The organism is Lentisphaera profundi, assembly GCF_028728065.1.
Classification (GTDB): domain Bacteria; phylum Verrucomicrobiota; class Lentisphaeria; order Lentisphaerales; family Lentisphaeraceae; genus Lentisphaera; species Lentisphaera profundi.
Window position 1 is genome coordinate 616587 of the sequence record NZ_CP117811.1, and the last position, 20264, is coordinate 636850.

The following is a 20264-nucleotide window of genomic DNA, read 5'->3' on the forward strand; positions in this document are numbered from 1 at the left end:
TTTGAGGCCTAGAAAAAAAGATCTTCATGTTCCCATATCTCAGGAGCTGATCAAGAAGATTTTACCTTTGTTGGGTGACTCTGAAGATTTAGCTGATGTGCTTGAGAGCTTATTAAAGCAAGAAGTGGCTAAGCGGACGAGTCTAGATGTTCTGCAGTTTGATGATGTTTTAGCCGAGTTGGAGTCTTCTCCTTGCTTCCCTGAGATTTCAGAGGAAATCCCGATGAAGCCTCAGTATTCAGATTTAAAGCATATTGATCGTGGACAAGTTATTTCCTTGCTTCAATCATGTGACTATATAGATAAAGATAAGATTGACGCTATTCCAAAAGAGCTGCAGGCTTTGATGGAGCACGATATCATGTCTTCGCACTGGTATCCTCGGGAAGACTGGGAAGACTTACTCAACGATTATTTAGATAATGGTTCACACACAACGTTAGATAGTTGGATAGAAGCACGTAAGAAAAATCAACTTGATGATGAAGCAGCTATGTGGGTAGAGCTTAGTAGGCGTTCTTTAGACGACCACTAAGTTTCCAAGAAAGACTAAAAAAGTTTAAAGTCTTTTGCCTTGCCCATGAGTTTTTCTTTCTGTTCAGCAGGCATGGACATGAACTTTTTAAATAATTCGCCTTTGTCTGTCTCGGACATCTTATCCATCATATCTTTACCCATGCTCATAATGTCGTCTTTAGATTTACCTGCAAAAGATGCAGGATCAAAATTGAAGGGTAGGTCGCCAAGTCCATTGAGTAAATCGCCTAAGCCATCTCCAGCGGATGGTGATTCCGAAGAATCAGCTTGGTTGCTAAAGTCATCTGGTGTAGCGGCAAAAACGAGTTTATCATCTTGTTCTTGTGAGTAGATACCAGCCATGGAGAGTCTGGATAAAATCATGTCGAGCTCGAGTTCATCCTTCTCTACGATTGCTTGGATCTTGCTTAGGGGGAAGGAAACTACTTTTTCGGGGAAGCCATTCTTGCTGAGGTTGTTTTGTATTTTTTCTATGAGCGCATCTTCGGGGTCCATGGGGGTACTTCCTTAATAATTAATTATAAAACTGGCGCAATATAATGAGTTTTGCTCAAAAGTCATTATATCTAATTTGAGCACCAATGCTTTTTTTGATTTTATGTTCATTGAGTTTGATCTACGTTAGTGTTGAATTGGTGGTTAAAACGATTATTCTCAAAGGATTAATTTAGATTAGAGTGTGCGTTAATGATTAAATGCCTATGTCGCACACAAAACAAAAAAATTTAGAGATGTAGATATGGAAAGAAAAAAAATCCGTAATTTTAGTATTATTGCTCATATTGATCATGGTAAATCAACTTTAGCTGACCGCCTTTTGCAAATGACAAATACGGTAAGTGATCGGGACATGGAAGAGCAACTTTTAGATAATATGGACTTGGAACGTGAGCGTGGTATCACGATTAAAGCTCACCCCGTCACAATGTCTTACAAAGCGAATAATGATGAGATTTATGAACTGAATTTGATCGATACACCTGGTCATGTTGATTTTGCCTATGAAGTGAGTCGTTCTTTAGCGGCTTGTGAAGGTGCGGTATTGATTATTGATGCGACTCAAGGTGTTCAAGCACAAACAGTAGCAAATATTGATTTGGCGATGAAACAAGGTTTGACGATTGTTCCTGTATTGAATAAAATTGATTTACCTGGGACTGATCTTGCTATGTGTTACGAGCAACTCGAAGAGATTTTGGCAATACCTGCTGAAGAAGCTTTGCATTGCTCTGCAAAATCAGGTGAAGGAATTCCTGAAATTATTGAAGCTATTATTGATCGTATCCCTTGCCCTCCAGAAGTAGAAGAGAAAACTCTAGCTAGTTTGATTGTTGACTCAAGTTACGATTCTTATCGTGGCGTTGTGAATTACGTACGTGTTTTTTCTGGTGAAGTTCGTGCTAAGGATCAGATCACTATGTTTTCGACCGGTAAATCATATGAAGTTAAAGAAGTGGGTGTCTTTACTCCAAAAATGAAGGCGCTCGATGTGCTTTCTGAGGGCTCGGTTGGTTACTTAATTGCGAATATTAAGGATACTGCAGATTCGAAAATTGGTGATACGATTACCTCGAAAATGGATCCAGTGACAGAGGCTCTGCCTGGTTTTGCTGAAGTTCTTCCGATGGTTTACTCAGGTGTCTATCCGATTGATAGTGCAGACTTCGAGACTTTGAGGTTGAGCATGGGTAAGTTACAGCTTAATGACCCCTCATTTGTGTATCAAGCAGAGTCGTCGGCAGCTTTAGGCTTTGGTTTTCGTTGTGGATTCTTAGGTTTATTGCATATGGAGATTGTTCAAGAGCGTTTACGCCGTCACTACGACATGGATATTATCTCAACTTATCCATCAGTTGTTTATCATGTCTACCTAAAAGATGGCGAAATGGTGCAAGTGGATAACCCCGTTTATCTTCCAGATCCGAGTGCAATTGATTATATTGAAGAGCCTGTTATCTCAGCGAATATAATGATCCCCAATGATTATATTGGTGCGGCGATGAGCCTCATTATGGAGAAACGTGGACTTTGTGAAAATACGGTTGCAGTAGACGAACGTCATGTTATGCTTTCTGCAAGCTTACCGCTTCATGAGATCGTTATTGATTTTAATGATCGTCTGAAGTCGATGACCAAGGGTTATGGTTCAATGAATTATAAACCGAGTGGTTACCAGCAAGCTCCTCTAGTTAAACTCGAAATGAAAGTAAATGATGATCCGATTGATGCGTTTGCTTCAATTGTTCACCGTGATGCAGCTGAATCCCGTGGTCGTAAAATTGCTGAGAGATTAAAAGCAGTTGTTCCACGTCAGATGTTTACGATAGCAATCCAGGCTTATGTGGGTGGTAATATTGTGGCTCGTGAAACAATTAGTGCGATGCGTAAGAATGTTACGGCAAAATGTTATGGTGGTGATATATCACGTAAACGTAAATTGCTAGAGAAGCAGAAAGCGGGTAAGAAGCGTATGAAGCAGATTGGCAATGTAAATATCCCGCAGGAAGCTTTTGTTCAGGTACTTAAAGCCTCGACTTCGGAGTAAAAATGAGCGACGCCTTCCTACATGTTCTTCTAGTACTAGCGATTTTCTGGGCTATTTGGTCTCATTTTCCTTTAACGGCCAAGGTGAAACGTCATCGTAAACTCAAAGAGATTTTGCGTTTTTTAAAGCATGAAACGCGGATGAATGAAGATCTTTATCCCGAAGACTTGAATGCCGAATTATTGGCTTTGAGGAATGAGACTAAGAAAGCATTAAAGGATAAAGCTATTGACTTGCCATCCATTGAAGAAAAAGTCGATGCGGTACACAAAAAGATACCTCGTAAGAAATATGCTGATTGGGGTGCTCGTATTGAGGGCTTTGTTGTAGTTGTAGCGATTGCCTTTGCTTTTCGCGCAGTGATACTTCAGCCGTTTAAGATCCCGACAAATTCAATGCGTCCCACCCTTCATGGAATCAATGTCTACTTAGAAGATGATTCGAAGATAAAAGAGTTCCGTGAAAATTATTTATACCCAATCTACTTTGGACGCGCTTACTTTAGTAATGATGTGCCTGTTATTGGTGCCACTGAGCAGTTAAAAGATGGTCGTAGTTTTTTGATTCAGAAATTATTCACTCGTACATTTTATACCGTAGGTGAAAGTGAGAAAAATGAATTCCCTGGGGAAATGAAGCAGTTGGGTGAGGCTTATCAAAAATGGTCCAGTACTGAAACTCCAGAGGCAGATGAAAAGATGCAGGGCTATGTTGAAACGGGTGATAACCTCTTTGTGAATCGCTATGTTTACAATTTGCGGGAACCGCAAAGAGGCGATATTGCCGTTTTCGAAACGAAGGGTATCAGGCAGTATGATGGCAGTAAGCTTGGCGGTCAGTTTTATATCAAGCGCTTGGCAGGTACTCCTGGGGATACACTGAAAATAGACTCGAATAGAGACCTATACCTTAGGGAGAGCGGTCAAACTGAATTTGTAAAAATGGATCAAATCCATCGTGGTTTTGCCAAAGTGATGAGCAAGGAAAATGGTTATAATGGTTATAAACGCCTGGATGCGTCGGAACGTTATCGCTACATGATCGCTTTAAATAACAAGATTAAGCCTGAAGAAAATATGGGAATGAACATTTGGAAGCTTACGACTGCTGATGCCACATTATTTTACAAAGAAGATGGATTTAATCGTTACCTTATTAAAGCTGAGTTTAGTAATGGCTATAAAATGGAGTTCACGGAGGATGCCGATATCTTCACACTTGGTGCGAGGCAATACTTTATGCTAGGCGACAATAGCTTCAATAGTTTAGATAGCCGCTCTTGGGGTACAGTACCTAGAGAAAACTTTATGGGTACCGCATGTGCGGTCTTTTGGCCATTTTCTAAACGCTGGGGCTGGGCGGATAAATAAAGCATTTTCTCATTTATCAATGAGGTGAAAAATGTTTTTCGCATTACTTTAAGTTTTTATATTTAATAATTTTTAAGATACAGGATAAATGATGAATATTCTTTTTGTCTGCAATGCCAATTCATGTCGTAGCCCTATGGCGGCGGCTTTTTTCAATCACTTATGTGCCCAAAATAAAATTACTGATGTAGCCGCAGTTTCAGCGGGAGCTCAGGCAGTGGAAGGGGATCCAGCATCTAAGTTAGCCGTTAAACTTATGTCTAACTTGGGAGTGTCGATTGAAAATCATATTTCACGTCGCGTAACGGAAGAGATGATTAGTGACTGTGAAGCTGTTTTTTGTATGGAAAAGGCTCAATTAAATGAATTGACCAAAGATTTTCCAGAAGCCAAAGAAAAAGCACGTCTGCTCCTAACCGTATTGGATAGTAAGTTAGGCGTAGAAGACCCACTTGATGGAGATGAAGAAATGTATCAGCAATGTTTTCTAAACATGATGCCAGCTTTAGCTGAACTTGCCGATCGGATTATTAGATCACGATAAACGATGGTCCGTTTATCTCTCCGTGCTTTAATCGCCTTGTGTGCAGCAATGGCGGTTTATGTTTCTGTTCTTAGTTGGCGCGGAGCCAGGAGTAAGGCGAAATATGATAGTAAAGAACTAATAAATATTTCGCAATCTCTGAAGAACCCCAGCTCAAGAGTAGAGCTTAAGGCACCGGCTATTGGTGAAATAGCTGATACTGAAATTGCTGCGAATACCGCAAATTTTAAACAAGTCCTCCTGTCTTGGGTTCGTGAAAATCCAACGGGAACTTTGGCTTGGGCCTTGAGCCTAGAGTCAAATGAACGCAAGGTTCTTGTGTTCACAGAATTTTTAGCCATTTGGATGCGTGAATCCCCACAGGAATGTGGTGATTGGTTGATCAGTAATCAAGATCAAGCTTTTGTAGAAGATGGCTTATTGAGAGCCGTAATTAGTCGCGGACAAATTTCTCCTTACCACGGAATAAAACTTGCTTTAAGTTTAAAGCAAAGGAGCTGGCGTTCTTATAGCCTTAATGGGATTTACGAGTCTTGGGTGCCAAAGCGACCTGAGCAAGCTGCAAGTTATTTGGAAGACCTTAAGGTATTGCCTGAATACGAGAGCTTAGTTTTGTTGACATTAGCAACATGGGCAAAACAAGATTTCACGAAAGCTTATGAATGGATGGATGCTTCTAAAATAGTCAATAAGCAAGAGCTTTTAGAGTTCGTTTTTGTCTTAAATTGTGAATCTAAACCAAAATATTTTCTTGACTGGATCTTTAATGACTTGGAGCCAGAAGAACGGGGCGCGTATTTAAAAGACTTAATGGCGGTAGCTTTTTCTCGACATGAGAAAATTATCTTGACAGGTGTGCGCTCTATGTCTAATTATAAAAAAGATCTTTGTTTTGGTTGGATTGCCGTTTCTTTATCGAACAAAAAAAATGCTAAATACCAAGAGTTCTTGGATAAAATTCGTGTAAAAAAGACTAAAGAAGAATTCAGACTCCTCTGTTATCGGAAGATCTCGCAACAGAGTCCAGATCAACTAATGCATGAATTGAGTGTAGTAGAGTTGCGCGAGTTAGGTTCCTTTCGAAAATCCTTAATGTTAAGTTTTGCTAAAAAAAGTCCTCAAAAAACACTTTTGTGGTTACAGAGTCCCACTGCACTTAATTTATTAAGGGAGTTAATTTTTTACAGTCAGGATGATACTGTATCAGGAATGACAAAGAACCTACAACTCGCTAGTTATTTTGTAAATTCATTCCCTCAATCACTGAGTCAAAAACCTATGATTGATGGTCTGCTTACTTCTTCATTTGTGGAGGCTAAACAAGTTTACGATGATTACCTTACAACCTTAGATCGTATGCTTACGGATATAATAAGGGTTCAGATTAGTAAGAATAATGCAGAGGCTTATTTAGAGGGAATTGAAGATCAAGCTTTCAAAGATCTTTATACGTCCAAACTACTCATGCACCCTAAGCATAAATTGAAGCAAGAAGATTTGCTCTTGTTTAGGGGCATTCAATCGGAAAGTTTACGTTACAAGGTATTGAACTTCTTGGCGTGGAAGATAAAAGGCGAGAGTGTGCCTCAGTTTTTGTCTTTTGCAGAGAGTCATTACTTACTGAATTATAGTTTAGTTTCTGTGGTGCTGAAAAAATGGGGAAAGTTTGACCAGGTAAAAGCTAGTGAATGGCTGCATAAACATTCAAATGCCTCTTGGTATATTGCTGTTAGCGCAAATTTTTCAGCTCAGCTAATTCAATCTTCCGTTCAGGATTTTCGTGAATTTGCTGAACGCATAAGCCCGCATAAGAGAAATCTATATATTAATAAATTGACGATAGTTTTTAGCGAAACTAACCCTGAATTACTTGTGCTTTTGCCAGTTGCACTTAATATCAAAAAATATTTACAAACATCAAAAAAGGAAAAATGATCATGTCTGATAAGACTTTGTCAAGAAGTGCTTACCTCAATCGTAACGAGGGTTCTTATGAACAAGAATTAGTAATCTGTGGTTCTGATTACACAAAAGTCGATGACTTACGTTATGGAACAAATCCACACCAAACTGCAGCCTTATACAAGCCAGCAGGTGTTGTGAGTCCTGTTGGGGACATGAAGGTCTTAAAGAATGGTAAGAGTGGGCTTTCGCAGACAAACTTAGAAGATATTTCTTATGCTTTAAATATTGTTAAGTTTTTTGACGAGCCGACCTGTGCTGTTATGAAACACGTGAATCCTTCTGGCGCAGCCACTGCGAAGAATGTCTTTGATGCATACATCCAAGCACGTGATGCAGATCCTAGAGCGGCATTTGGTAGTACAATTGCCTTTAATACTGAGCTTGATGAGCAAACTGCAAAAGAAATCATGAGCTCCTTTGTAGAGTGTGTGGTAGCTCCTGCAGTAAGTGCAGAAGCCATGGCTGTGTTCACAAATCCCGATGTAAAAATGAATAAAGCTATTCGCATTCTCCAATGTGGTGATTTGAGTGACTTACCTCGTTATTCAGGTGAAGAAGAAGAGCGTCATAATACTTTAAAAACTTTAGCTGATGGTTCTGTAGTAGTTGCAGCTCCATTGACAACGTCTTTGAAAACTGTAGCAGACCTCAAAGCGGCCAGTGGCGAGAACAAAGCTTGTGGTTTCCAAGAATCTACAGTCGTAGCTACTGAGCAAGAAAAGAAAGATTTACTTGCGGCGTGGTACTTCAATATTAGCGTCCGTTCAAATGGCGTTGTTTTAGTGAAAAATGGTACAACGGTATCTGTTGGTACTGGTGAGCAAGATCGCGTCGGCGCAATTGAGCAAGCTATTGCTAAATTTAAGCTTAAATATGAAGGAAATGAAGATATCCAAGGTTCTGTAATGTCTAGTGATGGCTTCTTTCCGTTCTCGGATGGTGTTGAAACGGCCGCAGCTGCTGGAGTGACTGCAGTTATAGCTCCTTCAGGATCCTTGAAAGATGCAGATGTAATCAAACGTGCTAATGAGTTGGGTGTAGCATTGTTTCATGCACCTGAAAGAATTTTCTCACACCACTAAAATTATTGTTAAAAAACCCAGCTTCGGCTGGGTTTTTTTTGTATAAATTGTATAAGTGACAAAAGTGACACTTCTTTAGATCCTAAGAAAATTAAATAATTATGGATAATACCTTATGAAATACTTCTTGATTAGTTTAATATTATCTGTCAGCGTTTGGGCGCAATCGGGCATAGATAATTCTTTAAAATTTGAAGTTCAAGCTTCAATGAAAAAAGGCGAAAACTTTTTGCTATCTCAGCAAAATGAAAATGGCTCTTGGGGTTTATATGGAGGAGTGCCTGCATATACAGCCTTATCACTTACGACTTTAGCGATGTCACCTTCTCGTGATCAGTATTCGGCTCAAATGGATAAGGCGGCTAAGTATTTAAATCAATTTATTAATCCAGATGGATCGATTCACGATCGCAGTGAGCATGCCTACCCAAATTACACGACTTCAGTTACCCTGATGGCGCTATTTATTGTGGACCGTCAAAAGTATGCTGATGTTATTCGCAAGGGCCGTCGTTTCTTAGTTAAGAGTCAATTTGGTCCTGAATCTGGTGTAGAAGCAGGTGGTATTGGTTATGGTTCAAACAAGACTAAGTCAGACCTCTCGAATACTCAGTATGCTCTAGAGGCTTTGTATGTAACAGAATCCGTAGATCAAGACGGAGTGAGTCCTGAAGATGTGAAAGCAACTCGCGAGGCTTGGGCCAAAGCTTTAGAATTCGTAGAACGTTGCCAGTCATCTAAAGAGAATGATGAGAAGTTAGATATTGAATGGAAAGAAAGAAACTACGGTGGGTTTCGTTATTCACCTGATCGTTCAAAAGCTGATGAAGCGGATAAGGCACCTTACGGCGGCATGACCTATGCAGGCATTAAATCTATGATTTATGCTAAATTAGATAAGGATGACCCGCGTATTAAGGCCGCTTTAGAGTGGGTAAAAAGAAATTATACTTTGGATGAAAATCCAGGCTTGAAATTACAGGGACATTTTTATTATATTCATACCTTCGCTAAAGCATTGCATGCAGCCCAAATAGAAGAAGTGGATGGAGAGAATGGTGTAAAGCATCATTGGCGCAGAGATGTGTGCAGGAAATTGCTCTCTATGCAGGCAGAAGAGGGTAGTTGGGTCAATACAGAGAATCGCTGGCAAGAAAATAACCGTCAGCTTGTAACAGCTTATGCTTTAATGAGCATGTATTATGCGATGGCTCATCAATAAAATAGTTTAAAACGACAAAAAAAGCTCATCATTTGATGAGCTTTTTTTATGCGAGTCTTATGCCTAGACCTCTAAGTGATTCTTCTAAAGTAAGCGTCAATTGAGCTTAGAGTTCTTCTTTGGGGACTAAAAAATTCTGACGATAAAATTTGAGCTCTTCGATGGATTCCAAAATATCATCGAGTGCACGGTGAGTCGTTTTCTTGGTGAAATAGGATTTCTTTTGTCCATACCAACGGTTGAAGAGTTCCTTCATACTCGAAACATCCACGACACGATAGTGCAGGACATCAATAATATCCGTCATGTGGTGTGTTAAAAACATGCGGTCCTGACCGATTGAGTTACCACAGAGAGGAGCTCGTCCTTTTTCGCAATACTCCAAAATGAAATCTCGAGTTTGCTGACAAGCTTCTTCTTGACTTACTTTTGAATCCTTTACCGCTTGTGTCAGTCCTGATTGGCCGTGATGTTTGATGCACCAATCATTCATATTATCCATGACTTCATCACTTTGGTGAATAATCAGGCAGGGTCCCTGTGCGATAATGTTTAATTCACTATCTGTAACCAGGGTGGCGATTTCGATAATTTTATCTTTTGTAGGATCTAGACCGGTCATTTCGAGATCCATCCATACTAAATTGTTAGTGCTTTTCATTGATTAGCCCTTTCTCTGTTAGGATCCACTAAATGTGGCGTTTCGTCTTTTAAAAATCTCATTAAGTCTTCAGAAACTTCATAGGCAGTAGCATAGCGTTCATCTGAATCTGTGGCCATCATAGTCATGATAATTTTGGCAAGTGCTTCGGGGCATTCAGCAAATTCATCACGGGGATCTGGTGGTGGGTTTTCTATACGAGCATTAACTACTTCGAGTAAACCGCCGTAGTTAAACGGAGGTAGACCTACGATCAAATGATAGAGTGTACAGCCTAAGGAGTAAATATCTGAGCGGTTGTCTTGGTAGATGTCGGTCTGAATCATCTCAGGTGAGAGGTAAAAGGGGGTGCCGAGGATATTACGGCTTTCTTGTACGGCCATCTCATGATTTGAGGTTAAGCCAAAATCACAGAGTTTAACAGCACCTTCTTTGGTGACGATGATATTATGAGGCTTTACATCCCTGTGGATCATCAGAAAGTTGGACCAAACATAATCTAAAGCATTGCAGACATGAACCATGGCGGCTACCGCTTCTTTGGGTGCCATCTGAATATATAACTCTAAGTATTCACCTAAGTTGAGGCCGTTGACATGCTCCATGACGATGTACATGATATTTTCATGGACACCACCTTCATAGATACGTACAATATTCTCATGGACGAGTTGGGATGCGGTTTCGACTTCTTGGAGGAATTCTTCTGAAATGTTGTTGTCATCTTCACATTTTGTAAAAAAGAGCTTGAGAGCATAGTCAATGCCTGAGGGGCTATGTTTGGCCTTTACGACAATAGAGTGGCCGCCAGCTCCAATGGCTTCATCAATGATGAAATCACCAAAAATTATTTCAGGTCCTTCGTCAAGAATGGCAATGTTAAGTTTATGGCAATGAGAACAGAAATCGATGCCACCTTCTGAAGCTAGACGCGACTCAAAAACCCTTCCACAATGTTCGCAGGAAAACGACATTTCTATCCTCCAAAGTTAAAAAAATGATAATTCCTCTAAAAACTGCCTCTGAGGCTATCATTTTCAAGCCAGTAAAGCTTTACATTAGCAGTTTTTTTCCTATTATTATGGATGTTTTTTTGCAATTTCGTGTGGTGTCGTTGCTGAGGAATAAAATATAACATAAATTTAGGTAATAAGAATGAGTGATGACTTTAGCTCCTGTTTGAGGGATATCCCAGATTTCCCAAGTCCCGGAATCATATTTAAAGATATTAGCCCCTTATTAGCTAATCCACAAAAATTCACTGAAGTTATTGATGCAATGGCGAAAATTATTGAGGATCAATCGATAGATTTTTTACTTGGCATTGATTCTCGAGGTTTTATTTTTGCGAGTGCCTTGGCGCAAAAACTCAAGATAGGTATGGTGATGGCAAGAAAACCGGGTAAGCTCCCTGGTGAAGTCGTCTCGCAGTCCTACGATTTAGAGTATGGAAGTGCGACTTTGGAAATCCAAAAAGATGCTTTTGAAGCGGGTGATCGCATTTTAGTGATTGACGATGTCTTGGCAACGGGTGGAACGGCTCGTGCGGCCAGTGATTTAGTTGAGAAAATGGGAGCCCACACAGCGGGGTACTTATTTTTTGTGGAGTTAGAATTTTTAAATGGCAGACAGGTACTGAACGCTGATTCAGTTAATTCTTTAGTTAAATTTTAATCATAATAATATTGATAGGAATACTTATGAGTAACGATATTGAAGTAACGATGCAGGAAGATAGGCTTTTTGAACCAACATTTGAGTTCATTGAGCAGGCACACATAAAATCTAAAGGTCAGTATGACGCCATGTACATGGAGTCAATTAGAAGTCCTGAGAAATTTTGGGGCGACATCGCCGAAGATTTTACATGGAAGAAAAAATGGGACCAAGTGATTAACTGGGATGATGCTCCCGTGGCCAAATGGTTTGATGGCGCAGAACTCAATATTACAGAAAATTGCTTAGACCGTCACTTAGAGACCGAACGACGTACTAAAAAAGCTTTGATCTGGGAAGGTGAGCCAGGTGATACTTTAGAATTGACTTACGAACAACTTCACGATCGCGTTTGCCGTGCGGCTGCAATGTTGCGTGAACAGGGCGTTAAAAAAGGCGATCGCGTTACAATTTATCTACCCATGGTTCCAGAATTAATGATCTCAGTTTTAGCATGTGCTAGAATTGGTGCGATTCACTCAGTAATTTTTGGTGGCTTCTCTTCAGGCGCAATTTTAGATCGTGTAAAAGATGCTGAATCTGCGGTGGTCATTACTGCTGATGGTGGCTGGCGTCGTGGTAAGACTCTCGGGCTGAAGAAAATTGTTGATGATGCTATCAACCAGACTGATATTGTGAAAACTTGTATTGTTGTTCAACGTGCTGAAGTTGATCATGAGATGAAATCTGGACGCGATATTTATTGGAATGATATTTATCCTGCTGAAGGCACGGCTTTCGAAGCGGAAACCATGAAGTCACAGGATCCACTTTTCCTCCTTTATACTTCGGGTTCAACGGGTAAGCCTAAGGGTGTCCAGCATTCAACTGCTGGTTACATGGTAGGGACTCACACGACGACCAAATATATTTTCGATATGAAAGACAGTGATGTTTATTGGTGTACTGCAGATGTAGGATGGATTACTGGTCACAGTTACCTCGTTTATGGTCCTTTACTCAATGGTGCTACGATTGTGATGTATGAAGGGGCGCCAAACTTCCCTGACTTCGATCGTTTCTGGGATGTGATCGAAAAACATAAAGTAACTATTTTCTATACGGCTCCAACAGCTATTCGCGCTTTCATGAAATGGGGAAATGAACACGTTGAAAAACACGATATTTCTTCACTACGCCTTTTAGGTACAGTGGGTGAACCGATTAATCCAGAAGCATGGATGTGGTATCATGAGAAAATTGGTGCCTCACGTTGTCCTATTGTTGATACTTGGTGGCAAACTGAAACTGGTGCGATCATGATTACTCCTTTACCAGGTGTGACTTCTACTCGTCCAGGTTGTGCAACAACGCCATTCTTTGGTGTCGATGCGGCCATTGTTGATGAAAAAGGTAATGAAGTTCCTGATGGCAAAGGTGGCTTGCTCGTAATTCGTAAGCCTTGGCCTTCAATGCTCACTAATATTTGGGGTGATCTTGATCGTTTTAAAGAAGTTTACTGGAGTCGTTTTGCCGAGCAAGGTTATTACCTCGCAGGTGATGGTGCGGTAAAAGACAAAAATGGTTATATCACTATTTTGGGTCGTATTGATGATGTGATCAATGTTTCTGGTCACCGTTTATCCACTATGGAGCTAGAGAGCTGCTTAGTCGCTCACCCATCTGTAGCAGAAGCTGCGGTTGTTGGTTTTGAGCATGATCTCAAGGGTGAAGGCATTGCCGCTTATGTGATTGTTAATAACGGCTTCACTCAGAGTGAAGACGATAAAGTCATACTCAAAAAATTCATCGCAGGTGAGATCGGGGCTTTTGCTCGTCCAGATCAAATTCACTTTGCCGATGCATTGCCAAAAACTCGTTCTGGAAAAATCATGCGCCGCGTCTTGAAAGAGATTGCTGCAGGCCGTGATATTGAGGGCGATTTAAGTACTATTGAGGATATTGCTGCACTCAAAAAACTTGCGGCTTCCGCAAAAGTTTAAGTAAGGAAAAAGCCTCGCCATTGGCGAGGCTTTTTTGTGCGCTGATACAGTTCTAGAAATGCAGTTTCAAGTAATAATTATTAAGCTTAAGGAAAGTCATTCATGAAGAAAAAAACAATGTTCGAGGCGATTCTAATCGTATTTTTTCTCCTTCTTGCCTTAGGCGTGAGCAAGTATTCGAAACCTGATATAGCGATTCAGGAAATTAAACTCCAGTATGAAACGAATGAAGAGGGGCAAGCGTATTACGTTTACAAGAAAAAGCAGGTCCTTTTAGAAGACTCAGTTTTGTGGGCCGAGAGTCCCTTTACTCAAGATATTGCACGCGATCAATTGCCTGAAGAGCAATTTGTGAAAAAAATTGATGGCGATAAAATTTCATTTTTTCAGTTTAAAACAGCTAAACACTTTAATTTCTTTAGTTTGTTGCCTGCCTTAGCAGCAATCGTCTTATGCTTCTTTACCCGTGAACCCATCATTTCATTAACAACGGGAGCTGCTTGTGGTGCCATTATGATTGGAGCCTACCATTTTCCTGAGTACACAGTGGAGATGTTGGGACAAAAAAGTCCAGCAAAAACCCTCGTTCTTTACTTGTGGTTATTAGGGGGTTTACTGGGGATTTGGCAGCGTACAGGTGCCTCCCTCGCATTTGCCAATTTCATGACAGAAAAATTTGTTAAGGGCCCGCGATCAGCTAAGCTAGTCGCTTGGGGTTTAGGGGTTGTTTTCTTTCAGGGTGGAACCATTTCTTCCGTATTAGTGGGGACTTCCGTAAAGCCGGTAGCGGATAAAGAAAATATTTCCCACGAAGAACTTTCTTATATCGTTGATTCGACGTCTTCGCCTATTGCATCTCAGTTAGCATTTAATGCTTGGCCAGGCTATGTACAAGCCTTTATCTATGTTCCTGGAGTCGCTTTTTTAGCCACTGAGTTAGACCGTATCGATTTCTTTTTCAAATCAGTTCCCTTTTGTTTTTATGCCATTTTTGCTGTATTCGGAACTTTTATGCTCAGTGTAGAGAAGCCCTGGTTTATTGGTAAACGCTTGAAAGCAGCAATGAAACGCTCGCGAGAGACAGGTGAACTCGATGCGCCCGATTCAGAGCCCTTGGGTGTAGATGAATTTCAAAGTGTAGGCATGCCCACTGATTACACCCCGCATGTGAGTGAGTTCCTCTTACCCTTATTTACTTTATTGGGAGTGGCAATTGGGACTTATGTTGTTTATGACTCTCCAGATATTTTGTTGGCCTTTGGTTTAGCTTTTGCCCTATCGATAATTATGGCTGTTTTGAAAGGCATGGAAATTCAGGAAACCGTTAAAGCCGCAATTGGAGGGATGAAGGGAGTACTTGGTGGCTCCATTGTCTTATTAATGGCTTTTGTTACGGGTGAAGTAAGTAAAGGAGCAGGTGCAGGAACTTATTTAGTTGAAATTATGGGTGGAGATATTTCCTATATGGTCTTGCCCTTCATTCTTTTTATTATTTCAATTATCATTGCTTTTTCAACGGGTTCGAGTTGGGGGACTTATGCGGTCGTCTTTCCATTGGCAATGCCGCTAGCGTGGTCGATTGCCAATAGTGGAGCGATCCCTGCGGAGTCCGCAATGTTCTTTATGACGATTTGCTTTGCCTGTGTCATGGATGGCTCTGTCTTTGGTGATCAGTGCTCCCCGGTTTCCGATACCACAGTTTTGAGCTCGATGAGTACGGGCTGTGATTTAATGGATCACGTGAAAAGTCAGGCTCCCCAAGCTTTATTTGCCGCAGGGCTAGCTTGCGTAACTTGGTTTATTTGTTTGGCATTTTTCATCTAAAATCAATTTTGAACTCATTAAAAACTAGTTTTTCACTTGTGTAGCCATTTATTTCTTGATTTATATACTTCCCTCGCATAGGCTTATAGCTATCAAATAACAATAGGATGGTTTATGAAGTTTTTTTTACTGAGTTTCTTTTTTTACTTTGCGCTCTTAGCAGAGCCTTTAGCCCTTAGGTTTAGTCCCAAGAATTTTGATTATATATTTTCGGCTCAGCCCGAGTCAATTACTTCCATCCCGATGGTGATGCAGTGCATGGAATCCAAGTATGCAGATAATCCCAAGATGCAGTGGTGTAAAGAAGTGGGTATTGACTTTAAAAACATGAAAAGTTTTGCTTTTACCGCAAATCTATCTGAATTTATTAAATTGAAAAAAACGAGAACTCCTGAGGCACAAGTCGAAAGGATTCGTCAATGGTTAATGTTTATTGAGTACAAAACAGCCCCTGATTTAATGAAAATGGAAGAGAAGTACAAAGCGAGGAAAGCAGCAGGTAAAAACCGTTTAGATTTTCAGAAATCTCAAGTCGCAGGAAAAACAGCTTATATTGTACCTGTTAAACAGCGTAAATATTGTTACGCTCAGATTTCTCCTACCCAATGGGTCGCAGGAGAAATTGAAACGGTCAAAAAGGTTCTGGCACTTAGTGAGGCCGGCTCAATGCTCTCACAAAGTTTCTTCCAGAGTGAGTTAAATAAAAATGCAGATACATTGATGTTTGCAGTACATAAACCTCAGGGAAAAGTAGAAATAGCTCACCCGATGATGCAAACCTACACAGGTCATTTTGCTAAGGTGACTTACGATGAAGATTTCCTGATTGAAGGTAGCTTATCTATGTCTAAAAAAGAGGATCTACTTGGTGTAGAAAGTTTTGTGAAAATGATGTCTGGTTTTATGCTGGCAAAGCCAGAGATGAAAATGTCGGCAGATTCTTTAAAAACTTCAATCTCCGATAGTTCGCTAGATATGTCACTAAGAGTGTCGGTAGAGAGCCTCAAGTCCATGCGTGAACAGATGAAGAAAAAGTGGTCGCATAAGCGTCATCATCACAATCATGAGAAAGCTGAAAAAGAGAAAAAATAAAGCCTTCAGTTTTAAAACAAGTTTAAGCTTGAGTCTAAGCTCAGTAAAGCCGGTGCATATGTGCCGGCTTTTCTTATGGAAACTCATGTAATAAAGCTTTGCAAAGGATTGATTTCCCCTTGAACTTACCTATCTTGAGCGATTGTTAATTAAAGAAGTTTCTGATGCCTAAAAATTTAAAAGTTTTACTCCTCGTTGTTCTCGCCGTAAATGCGATGAATGATATCGATGCGGATTTTGTCCACGGTGAGCTACAGCTCAGTCCGAAGACATCTTACCGTTTGATGAAAGAAGGGGTTTTGCGCATTGAAAAACAACAGCAAGGCAATCGTCTAAGAGCAATCTTAGTTACCAAGGATAAACAGTCGAACCTCAATGGTCTGCGCTTCAATATTCTTGAAAAGAAACAAGGCCTTACTGACTTCTACCAAGATCTTCAAAAAGATGCCACTGTACTTCTAAATGAAGCCGGTAGCCTCAATAATCATTATCAAGCACCTCAACTTAGCCCGATGACAATGGGATTCATTCAAACAAGTCAATTAGTCTTGTATGATGATGAGGAAGCTAGTCTTTCTACTATTTGTGCTTAAAGCACCACTTTAGAGCTACGGCTCAATCCCCCATTTTTATTATCATCATTACAATCAGGATTTAAAATGATTGCCCCTATTTTAAAAAAATTATTTGGTTCGTCTAACGAACGTTTTGTTAAACGCATGCAACCCGACGTTGATGCGATTAACGCAAAAGAAAAAGAATACCAGAACCTAAGTGAAGAACAACTCAAAGCAAAAACTCAGGAATTTCGTGATCGCTTAGCAAAAGGCGAAGAACTAAATGACCTCATGGTTGAAGCCTTTGCAACCGTTAAAAATACTTGTCGCCGCCTCTGTGGTCAAGAAGTTACCTACATGGATAAAAGCGAAATTTGGAACATGGTTCCTTTCGACGTGCAGCTTATGGGCGGTATGATTATTCACAATGGTGGCATCTCCGAAATGATGACTGGTGAGGGTAAAACTCTCACTGCAAGTTTACCTTTATACCTCAATGCACTTACAGGTAAGAATTGTCAGTTAGTAACGACAAATGATTACTTAGCGAAACGTGACTCGGAATGGATTGGTGCTATTTTTCGCTACTTGGGTTTGAGTGTTGGTTGTATCCAAAGTATGATGCCCCCCGACATCCGGGGCGAGCAATACAAGTGTGATATCACTTATGGTACCAACTCGGAATTTGGTTTCGATTACCTCCGTGATATGGGTATGGCAATGTCTAAAGAAGAACTCGTTCAACGCGATCATTTCTTCGTTATTATTGATGAAATTGACTCAATCTTAATTGATGAAGCAAGAACGCCACTGATTATTTCGGGTCCAGTAGCCGAATCAACACACAAATTTGACATTTTTAATCCTTATGTGAGTCGTGTTTTTAAAGAGCAAGTGGCGATTTGTAATAAACTGATCATCGAGGCTCGAGAAAAATTAAAATCGGCAGTCAAAGATTCAGATGAATTTGATGATGTTATTTTCGATATCTGTAAAGTTCGTATGGGTATGCCTAGAAACGAGCAAGTTATTCGTATCCTCGAAGATAATGATGTACGTCGCGCAGTGGAAAAGAAAGAGCTGTTTATCAACTCTGATGCCAATAAATCTGTTCTTCAAGAAGTTAAAAATGAGCTTTATTTCGTTATTAACGAACGTCAAAATGATGCTGACCTTTCTGATAAGGGGCGTACCTTTATGGCGCCTGATGATCCCGATGCTTACGTAATTCCAGATATCCTCGAACTTCTACAGGAAATTGATTCTAATACAGAATATGATGATTCTCAGAAAATCGAGAAAAAGCGTGAGGCTCAGGATCAATACGAGCAAAAAATTGAAGAGATGCACAACATATCTCAGTTACTCAAAGCTTACTGCTTATACATCAAAGATATTCATTACATTGTTGCACCCGATGATAATGGTGAAGAACGCGTAGTCATTGTCGATGAAAATACGGGTCGTGCTATGGCAGGACGTCGTTTCTCGGAGGGTTTACACCAAGCCTTAGAGGCTAAAGAGAATGTACGTATTGAACGTGAAACTCAAACTTTGGCAACCATTACAATTCAGAATTACTTCCGTCTTTACGACAAACTCGGTGGTATGACAGGTACAGCCGTAACTGAAGCAAAAGAATTTAAAGATATTTATGCCTTAGACGTGGTAGATATGCCGACAAACCGTCCTTGTGTCCGTAATGATGTCGAAGATCGCGTTTTTGTTACCATGAAGGGTAAATACAAAGCTATTGTTGCTGAAGTTAAAGAAGTCAACGGTTTGGGACGTCCCATTCTTATTGGTACTCCTACAGTTGAAGTTTCAGAGATTCTCAGTCGCTTCTTACGCATGGAAAAAATTCCTCACCGCGTTTTAAATGCTCGCCGTCACCAGGAAGAAGCAGAAATTATTACGAATGCCGGTCAACGTGGTGCGATAACGATCGCAACCAATATGGCTGGTCGTGGTACCGATATTAAACTGACTGAAGAAGTTGTTGAATTAGGTGGACTCCATGTGCTCGGTGCAACGCGCCATGATTCTCGTCGTATTGACCGTCAGCTCCGTGGTCGTTGTGCACGTCAGGGTGATCCCGGCTCAAGTGTTTTCTATGTTAGTTTCGAAGATGATTTATTGCGTCTCTTTGCGGATCGTATGACGGGTATTCTCGATCGTATGAAAATGGGCATGGATGAAGACGAGAGTATTGAAGGCCGCATGGCTACGATGATGATCGAAAATGCTCAAAAGAAAGTTGAAAATCAAAACTTTATGATCCGTAAGCGTACCCTCGAATATGATGATGTGATGAATAAGCAACGTGAAATTATTTATGAGCTACGTAAAGATATTTTAGTTTCTGATGATCCTAAAATCCGTCTCTATGATATTCTGAATAATACGATAGAAGATCAAATTCACGTTTTTTCAACGGGCCGTCGTGGTGCATACCGCGTTGATCGTGAAAAACTTGAGCAGTGGTTAGGGACAACTTTTCCACTAGATTTTGACTTAGCTGCTTTTAATTTTGAGCAACCGCTCGAGATTGCGCCTTTAGCAGATCTGATCATTAAGCGTGTTATTAGTGCTTACGAAGAAAAAGAAGGTCAAGAAGATCCTGAGCGCGCTAAGTACCTCCAAAGAAACATTATGCTCAGTGCACTTGATGAATTGTGGATTAAGCATCTTAGAGCAATGGATAGCTTACGCCAAAATGTTCAATTTGCGGGAATCGCACAAAAAGATCCCCTTATCGAATACAAGCAACAAGCCTTCCACCTCTTCACAGAACTCGAAGATGATATTTCTCAGCAGATTCTAACAAATATGTTCCGTACAGCAGTTTCATTAGAGTCTATTGAAGAAATGCTTCACAATATTCCACAGACGCAGCAATCAGCTCAAGATGTTGAGTTTGAGAACCTTATTCAGCAACTTAAATTAATGCAAGAGCAGGAAGTGAGTCCAGAAGCAGTATCTATTGAAGATATGATGCAAATGGATGCTCAGAATCAAGCTCCTGAATTCATTGATGCACCTCCAGTGCGCAAGCCTATAGAGCGTGAAAGCCCCAAAGTTCGCCCCAATGATCCTTGCCCATGTGGTTCAGGTAAAAAATATAAAGTCTGCCACGGCTAATAAGCCTTAGACGACATAAAAAAAGCGGTGATCACTTCACCGCTTTTTTTGTGTACAGCGAACAA

At 40.4% G+C, this 20264-nt stretch carries 16 protein-coding genes; 13 read left to right on the forward strand and 3 right to left on the reverse strand.

Annotated features, from left to right (window positions below; translation table 11 throughout):
- Position 1: 1 nt before the first annotated feature.
- On the forward strand, positions 2–535 hold the full coding sequence (locus PQO03_RS02610) for a hypothetical protein (protein WP_274150917.1): 534 nt from the start codon (positions 2–4) through the stop codon (positions 533–535).
- Between the two features lie 14 nt (positions 536–549).
- Here the strand turns inward: PQO03_RS02610 and PQO03_RS02615 are convergent, their stop codons facing one another.
- Positions 550–1032, reverse strand: coding sequence for a hypothetical protein (locus PQO03_RS02615; RefSeq protein WP_274150918.1), 483 nt, complete (start codon positions 1030–1032; stop codon positions 550–552).
- 244 nt (positions 1033–1276) lie between these two features.
- Between PQO03_RS02615 and lepA the strand changes: the two genes are divergently transcribed.
- The 6 genes from lepA to PQO03_RS02645 all read left to right on the forward strand — a co-directional run bounded on the left by lepA (position 1277) and on the right by PQO03_RS02645 (position 9265).
- Positions 1277–3082, forward strand: coding sequence for a translation elongation factor 4 (lepA, locus tag PQO03_RS02620; protein ID WP_274150919.1), 1806 nt, complete (start codon positions 1277–1279; stop codon positions 3080–3082).
- 2 nt (positions 3083–3084) lie between these two features.
- Positions 3085–4452, forward strand: coding sequence for a S26 family signal peptidase (locus PQO03_RS02625; protein ID WP_274150920.1), 1368 nt, complete (start codon positions 3085–3087; stop codon positions 4450–4452).
- A 91-nt stretch (positions 4453–4543) separates the two neighbouring features.
- On the forward strand, positions 4544–4996 hold the full coding sequence (locus tag PQO03_RS02630; protein WP_274150921.1) for an arsenate reductase/protein-tyrosine-phosphatase family protein: 453 nt from the start codon (positions 4544–4546) through the stop codon (positions 4994–4996).
- A 3-nt stretch (positions 4997–4999) separates the two neighbouring features.
- The gene (locus PQO03_RS02635; protein ID WP_274150922.1) at positions 5000–6931 is read left to right on the forward strand and encodes a hypothetical protein; all 1932 of its coding nucleotides are present in this window, start codon (positions 5000–5002) and stop codon (positions 6929–6931) included.
- A 2-nt stretch (positions 6932–6933) separates the two neighbouring features.
- Positions 6934–8043, forward strand: a complete 1110-nt coding sequence (locus PQO03_RS02640) for an IMP cyclohydrolase (RefSeq protein WP_274150923.1) — start codon at positions 6934–6936, stop codon at positions 8041–8043.
- A gap of 115 nt (positions 8044–8158) precedes the next feature.
- Positions 8159–9265, forward strand: coding sequence for a prenyltransferase/squalene oxidase repeat-containing protein (locus tag PQO03_RS02645; protein WP_274150924.1), 1107 nt, complete (start codon positions 8159–8161; stop codon positions 9263–9265).
- A 106-nt stretch (positions 9266–9371) separates the two neighbouring features.
- Here PQO03_RS02645 and orn read toward each other — a convergent pair whose 3' ends face one another.
- Both orn and PQO03_RS02655 read right to left on the reverse strand, forming a co-directional pair.
- Positions 9372–9926, reverse strand: a complete 555-nt coding sequence (gene orn, locus PQO03_RS02650; protein WP_274150925.1) for an oligoribonuclease — start codon at positions 9924–9926, stop codon at positions 9372–9374.
- Positions 9923–10900, reverse strand: a complete 978-nt coding sequence (locus tag PQO03_RS02655) for a serine/threonine protein kinase (RefSeq protein ID WP_274150926.1) — start codon at positions 10898–10900, stop codon at positions 9923–9925. The genes orn and PQO03_RS02655 overlap by 4 nt, the downstream gene beginning before the upstream one ends.
- A gap of 181 nt (positions 10901–11081) precedes the next feature.
- On the opposite strand from PQO03_RS02655, the gene PQO03_RS02660 reads away from it, so the two are divergent.
- The 6 genes from PQO03_RS02660 (at position 11082) to secA (ending at position 20199) form a co-directional block, all read left to right on the forward strand.
- Positions 11082–11600, forward strand: a complete 519-nt coding sequence (locus tag PQO03_RS02660) for an adenine phosphoribosyltransferase (RefSeq protein ID WP_274150927.1) — start codon at positions 11082–11084, stop codon at positions 11598–11600.
- A gap of 26 nt (positions 11601–11626) precedes the next feature.
- Positions 11627–13585 carry an acetate--CoA ligase gene (gene acs, locus PQO03_RS02665; RefSeq protein WP_274150928.1) on the forward strand — a complete coding sequence of 653 codons (1959 nt, stop codon included), beginning with the start codon at positions 11627–11629 and terminating at the stop codon, positions 13583–13585.
- A gap of 102 nt (positions 13586–13687) precedes the next feature.
- The gene (locus PQO03_RS02670) at positions 13688–15409 is read left to right on the forward strand and encodes a Na+/H+ antiporter NhaC family protein (protein ID WP_274150929.1); all 1722 of its coding nucleotides are present in this window, start codon (positions 13688–13690) and stop codon (positions 15407–15409) included.
- Positions 15410–15523: 114 nt separating this feature from the next.
- Complete coding sequence (locus tag PQO03_RS02675) at positions 15524–16501, forward strand: hypothetical protein (RefSeq protein ID WP_274150930.1); 978 nt, start codon at positions 15524–15526, stop codon at positions 16499–16501.
- Positions 16502–16665: 164 nt separating this feature from the next.
- Complete coding sequence (locus tag PQO03_RS02680) at positions 16666–17094, forward strand: hypothetical protein (RefSeq protein ID WP_274150931.1); 429 nt, start codon at positions 16666–16668, stop codon at positions 17092–17094.
- A 66-nt stretch (positions 17095–17160) separates the two neighbouring features.
- Positions 17161–20199 (forward strand): preprotein translocase subunit SecA, encoded by a 3039-nt coding sequence (secA, locus tag PQO03_RS02685; RefSeq protein WP_274150932.1) that lies wholly within the window; start codon positions 17161–17163, stop codon positions 20197–20199.
- Positions 20200–20264: the final 65 nt, after the last annotated feature.

What these genes read in the sequence shown, in the direction of transcription:
- PQO03_RS02615 (WP_274150918.1), bottom strand. Translation starts at nt 1,032, where the DNA reads ATGGACCCCGAAGATGCGCTCATAGAAAAAATACAAAACAACCTCAGC.
- lepA (WP_274150919.1), top strand. Translation starts at nt 1,277, where the DNA reads ATGGAAAGAAAAAAAATCCGTAATTTTAGTATTATTGCTCATATTGAT.
- PQO03_RS02625 (WP_274150920.1), top strand. Translation starts at nt 3,085, where the DNA reads ATGAGCGACGCCTTCCTACATGTTCTTCTAGTACTAGCGATTTTCTGG.
- PQO03_RS02630 (WP_274150921.1), top strand. Translation starts at nt 4,544, where the DNA reads ATGAATATTCTTTTTGTCTGCAATGCCAATTCATGTCGTAGCCCTATG.
- PQO03_RS02635 (WP_274150922.1), top strand. Translation starts at nt 5,000, where the DNA reads ATGGTCCGTTTATCTCTCCGTGCTTTAATCGCCTTGTGTGCAGCAATG.
- PQO03_RS02640 (WP_274150923.1), top strand. Translation starts at nt 6,934, where the DNA reads ATGTCTGATAAGACTTTGTCAAGAAGTGCTTACCTCAATCGTAACGAG.
- PQO03_RS02645 (WP_274150924.1), top strand. Translation starts at nt 8,159, where the DNA reads ATGAAATACTTCTTGATTAGTTTAATATTATCTGTCAGCGTTTGGGCG.
- orn (WP_274150925.1), bottom strand. Translation starts at nt 9,926, where the DNA reads ATGAAAAGCACTAACAATTTAGTATGGATGGATCTCGAAATGACCGGT.
- PQO03_RS02655 (WP_274150926.1), bottom strand. Translation starts at nt 10,900, where the DNA reads ATGTCGTTTTCCTGCGAACATTGTGGAAGGGTTTTTGAGTCGCGTCTA.
- PQO03_RS02660 (WP_274150927.1), top strand. Translation starts at nt 11,082, where the DNA reads ATGAGTGATGACTTTAGCTCCTGTTTGAGGGATATCCCAGATTTCCCA.
- acs (WP_274150928.1), top strand. Translation starts at nt 11,627, where the DNA reads ATGAGTAACGATATTGAAGTAACGATGCAGGAAGATAGGCTTTTTGAA.
- PQO03_RS02670 (WP_274150929.1), top strand. Translation starts at nt 13,688, where the DNA reads ATGAAGAAAAAAACAATGTTCGAGGCGATTCTAATCGTATTTTTTCTC.
- PQO03_RS02675 (WP_274150930.1), top strand. Translation starts at nt 15,524, where the DNA reads ATGAAGTTTTTTTTACTGAGTTTCTTTTTTTACTTTGCGCTCTTAGCA.
- PQO03_RS02680 (WP_274150931.1), top strand. Translation starts at nt 16,666, where the DNA reads ATGCCTAAAAATTTAAAAGTTTTACTCCTCGTTGTTCTCGCCGTAAAT.
- secA (WP_274150932.1), top strand. Translation starts at nt 17,161, where the DNA reads ATGATTGCCCCTATTTTAAAAAAATTATTTGGTTCGTCTAACGAACGT.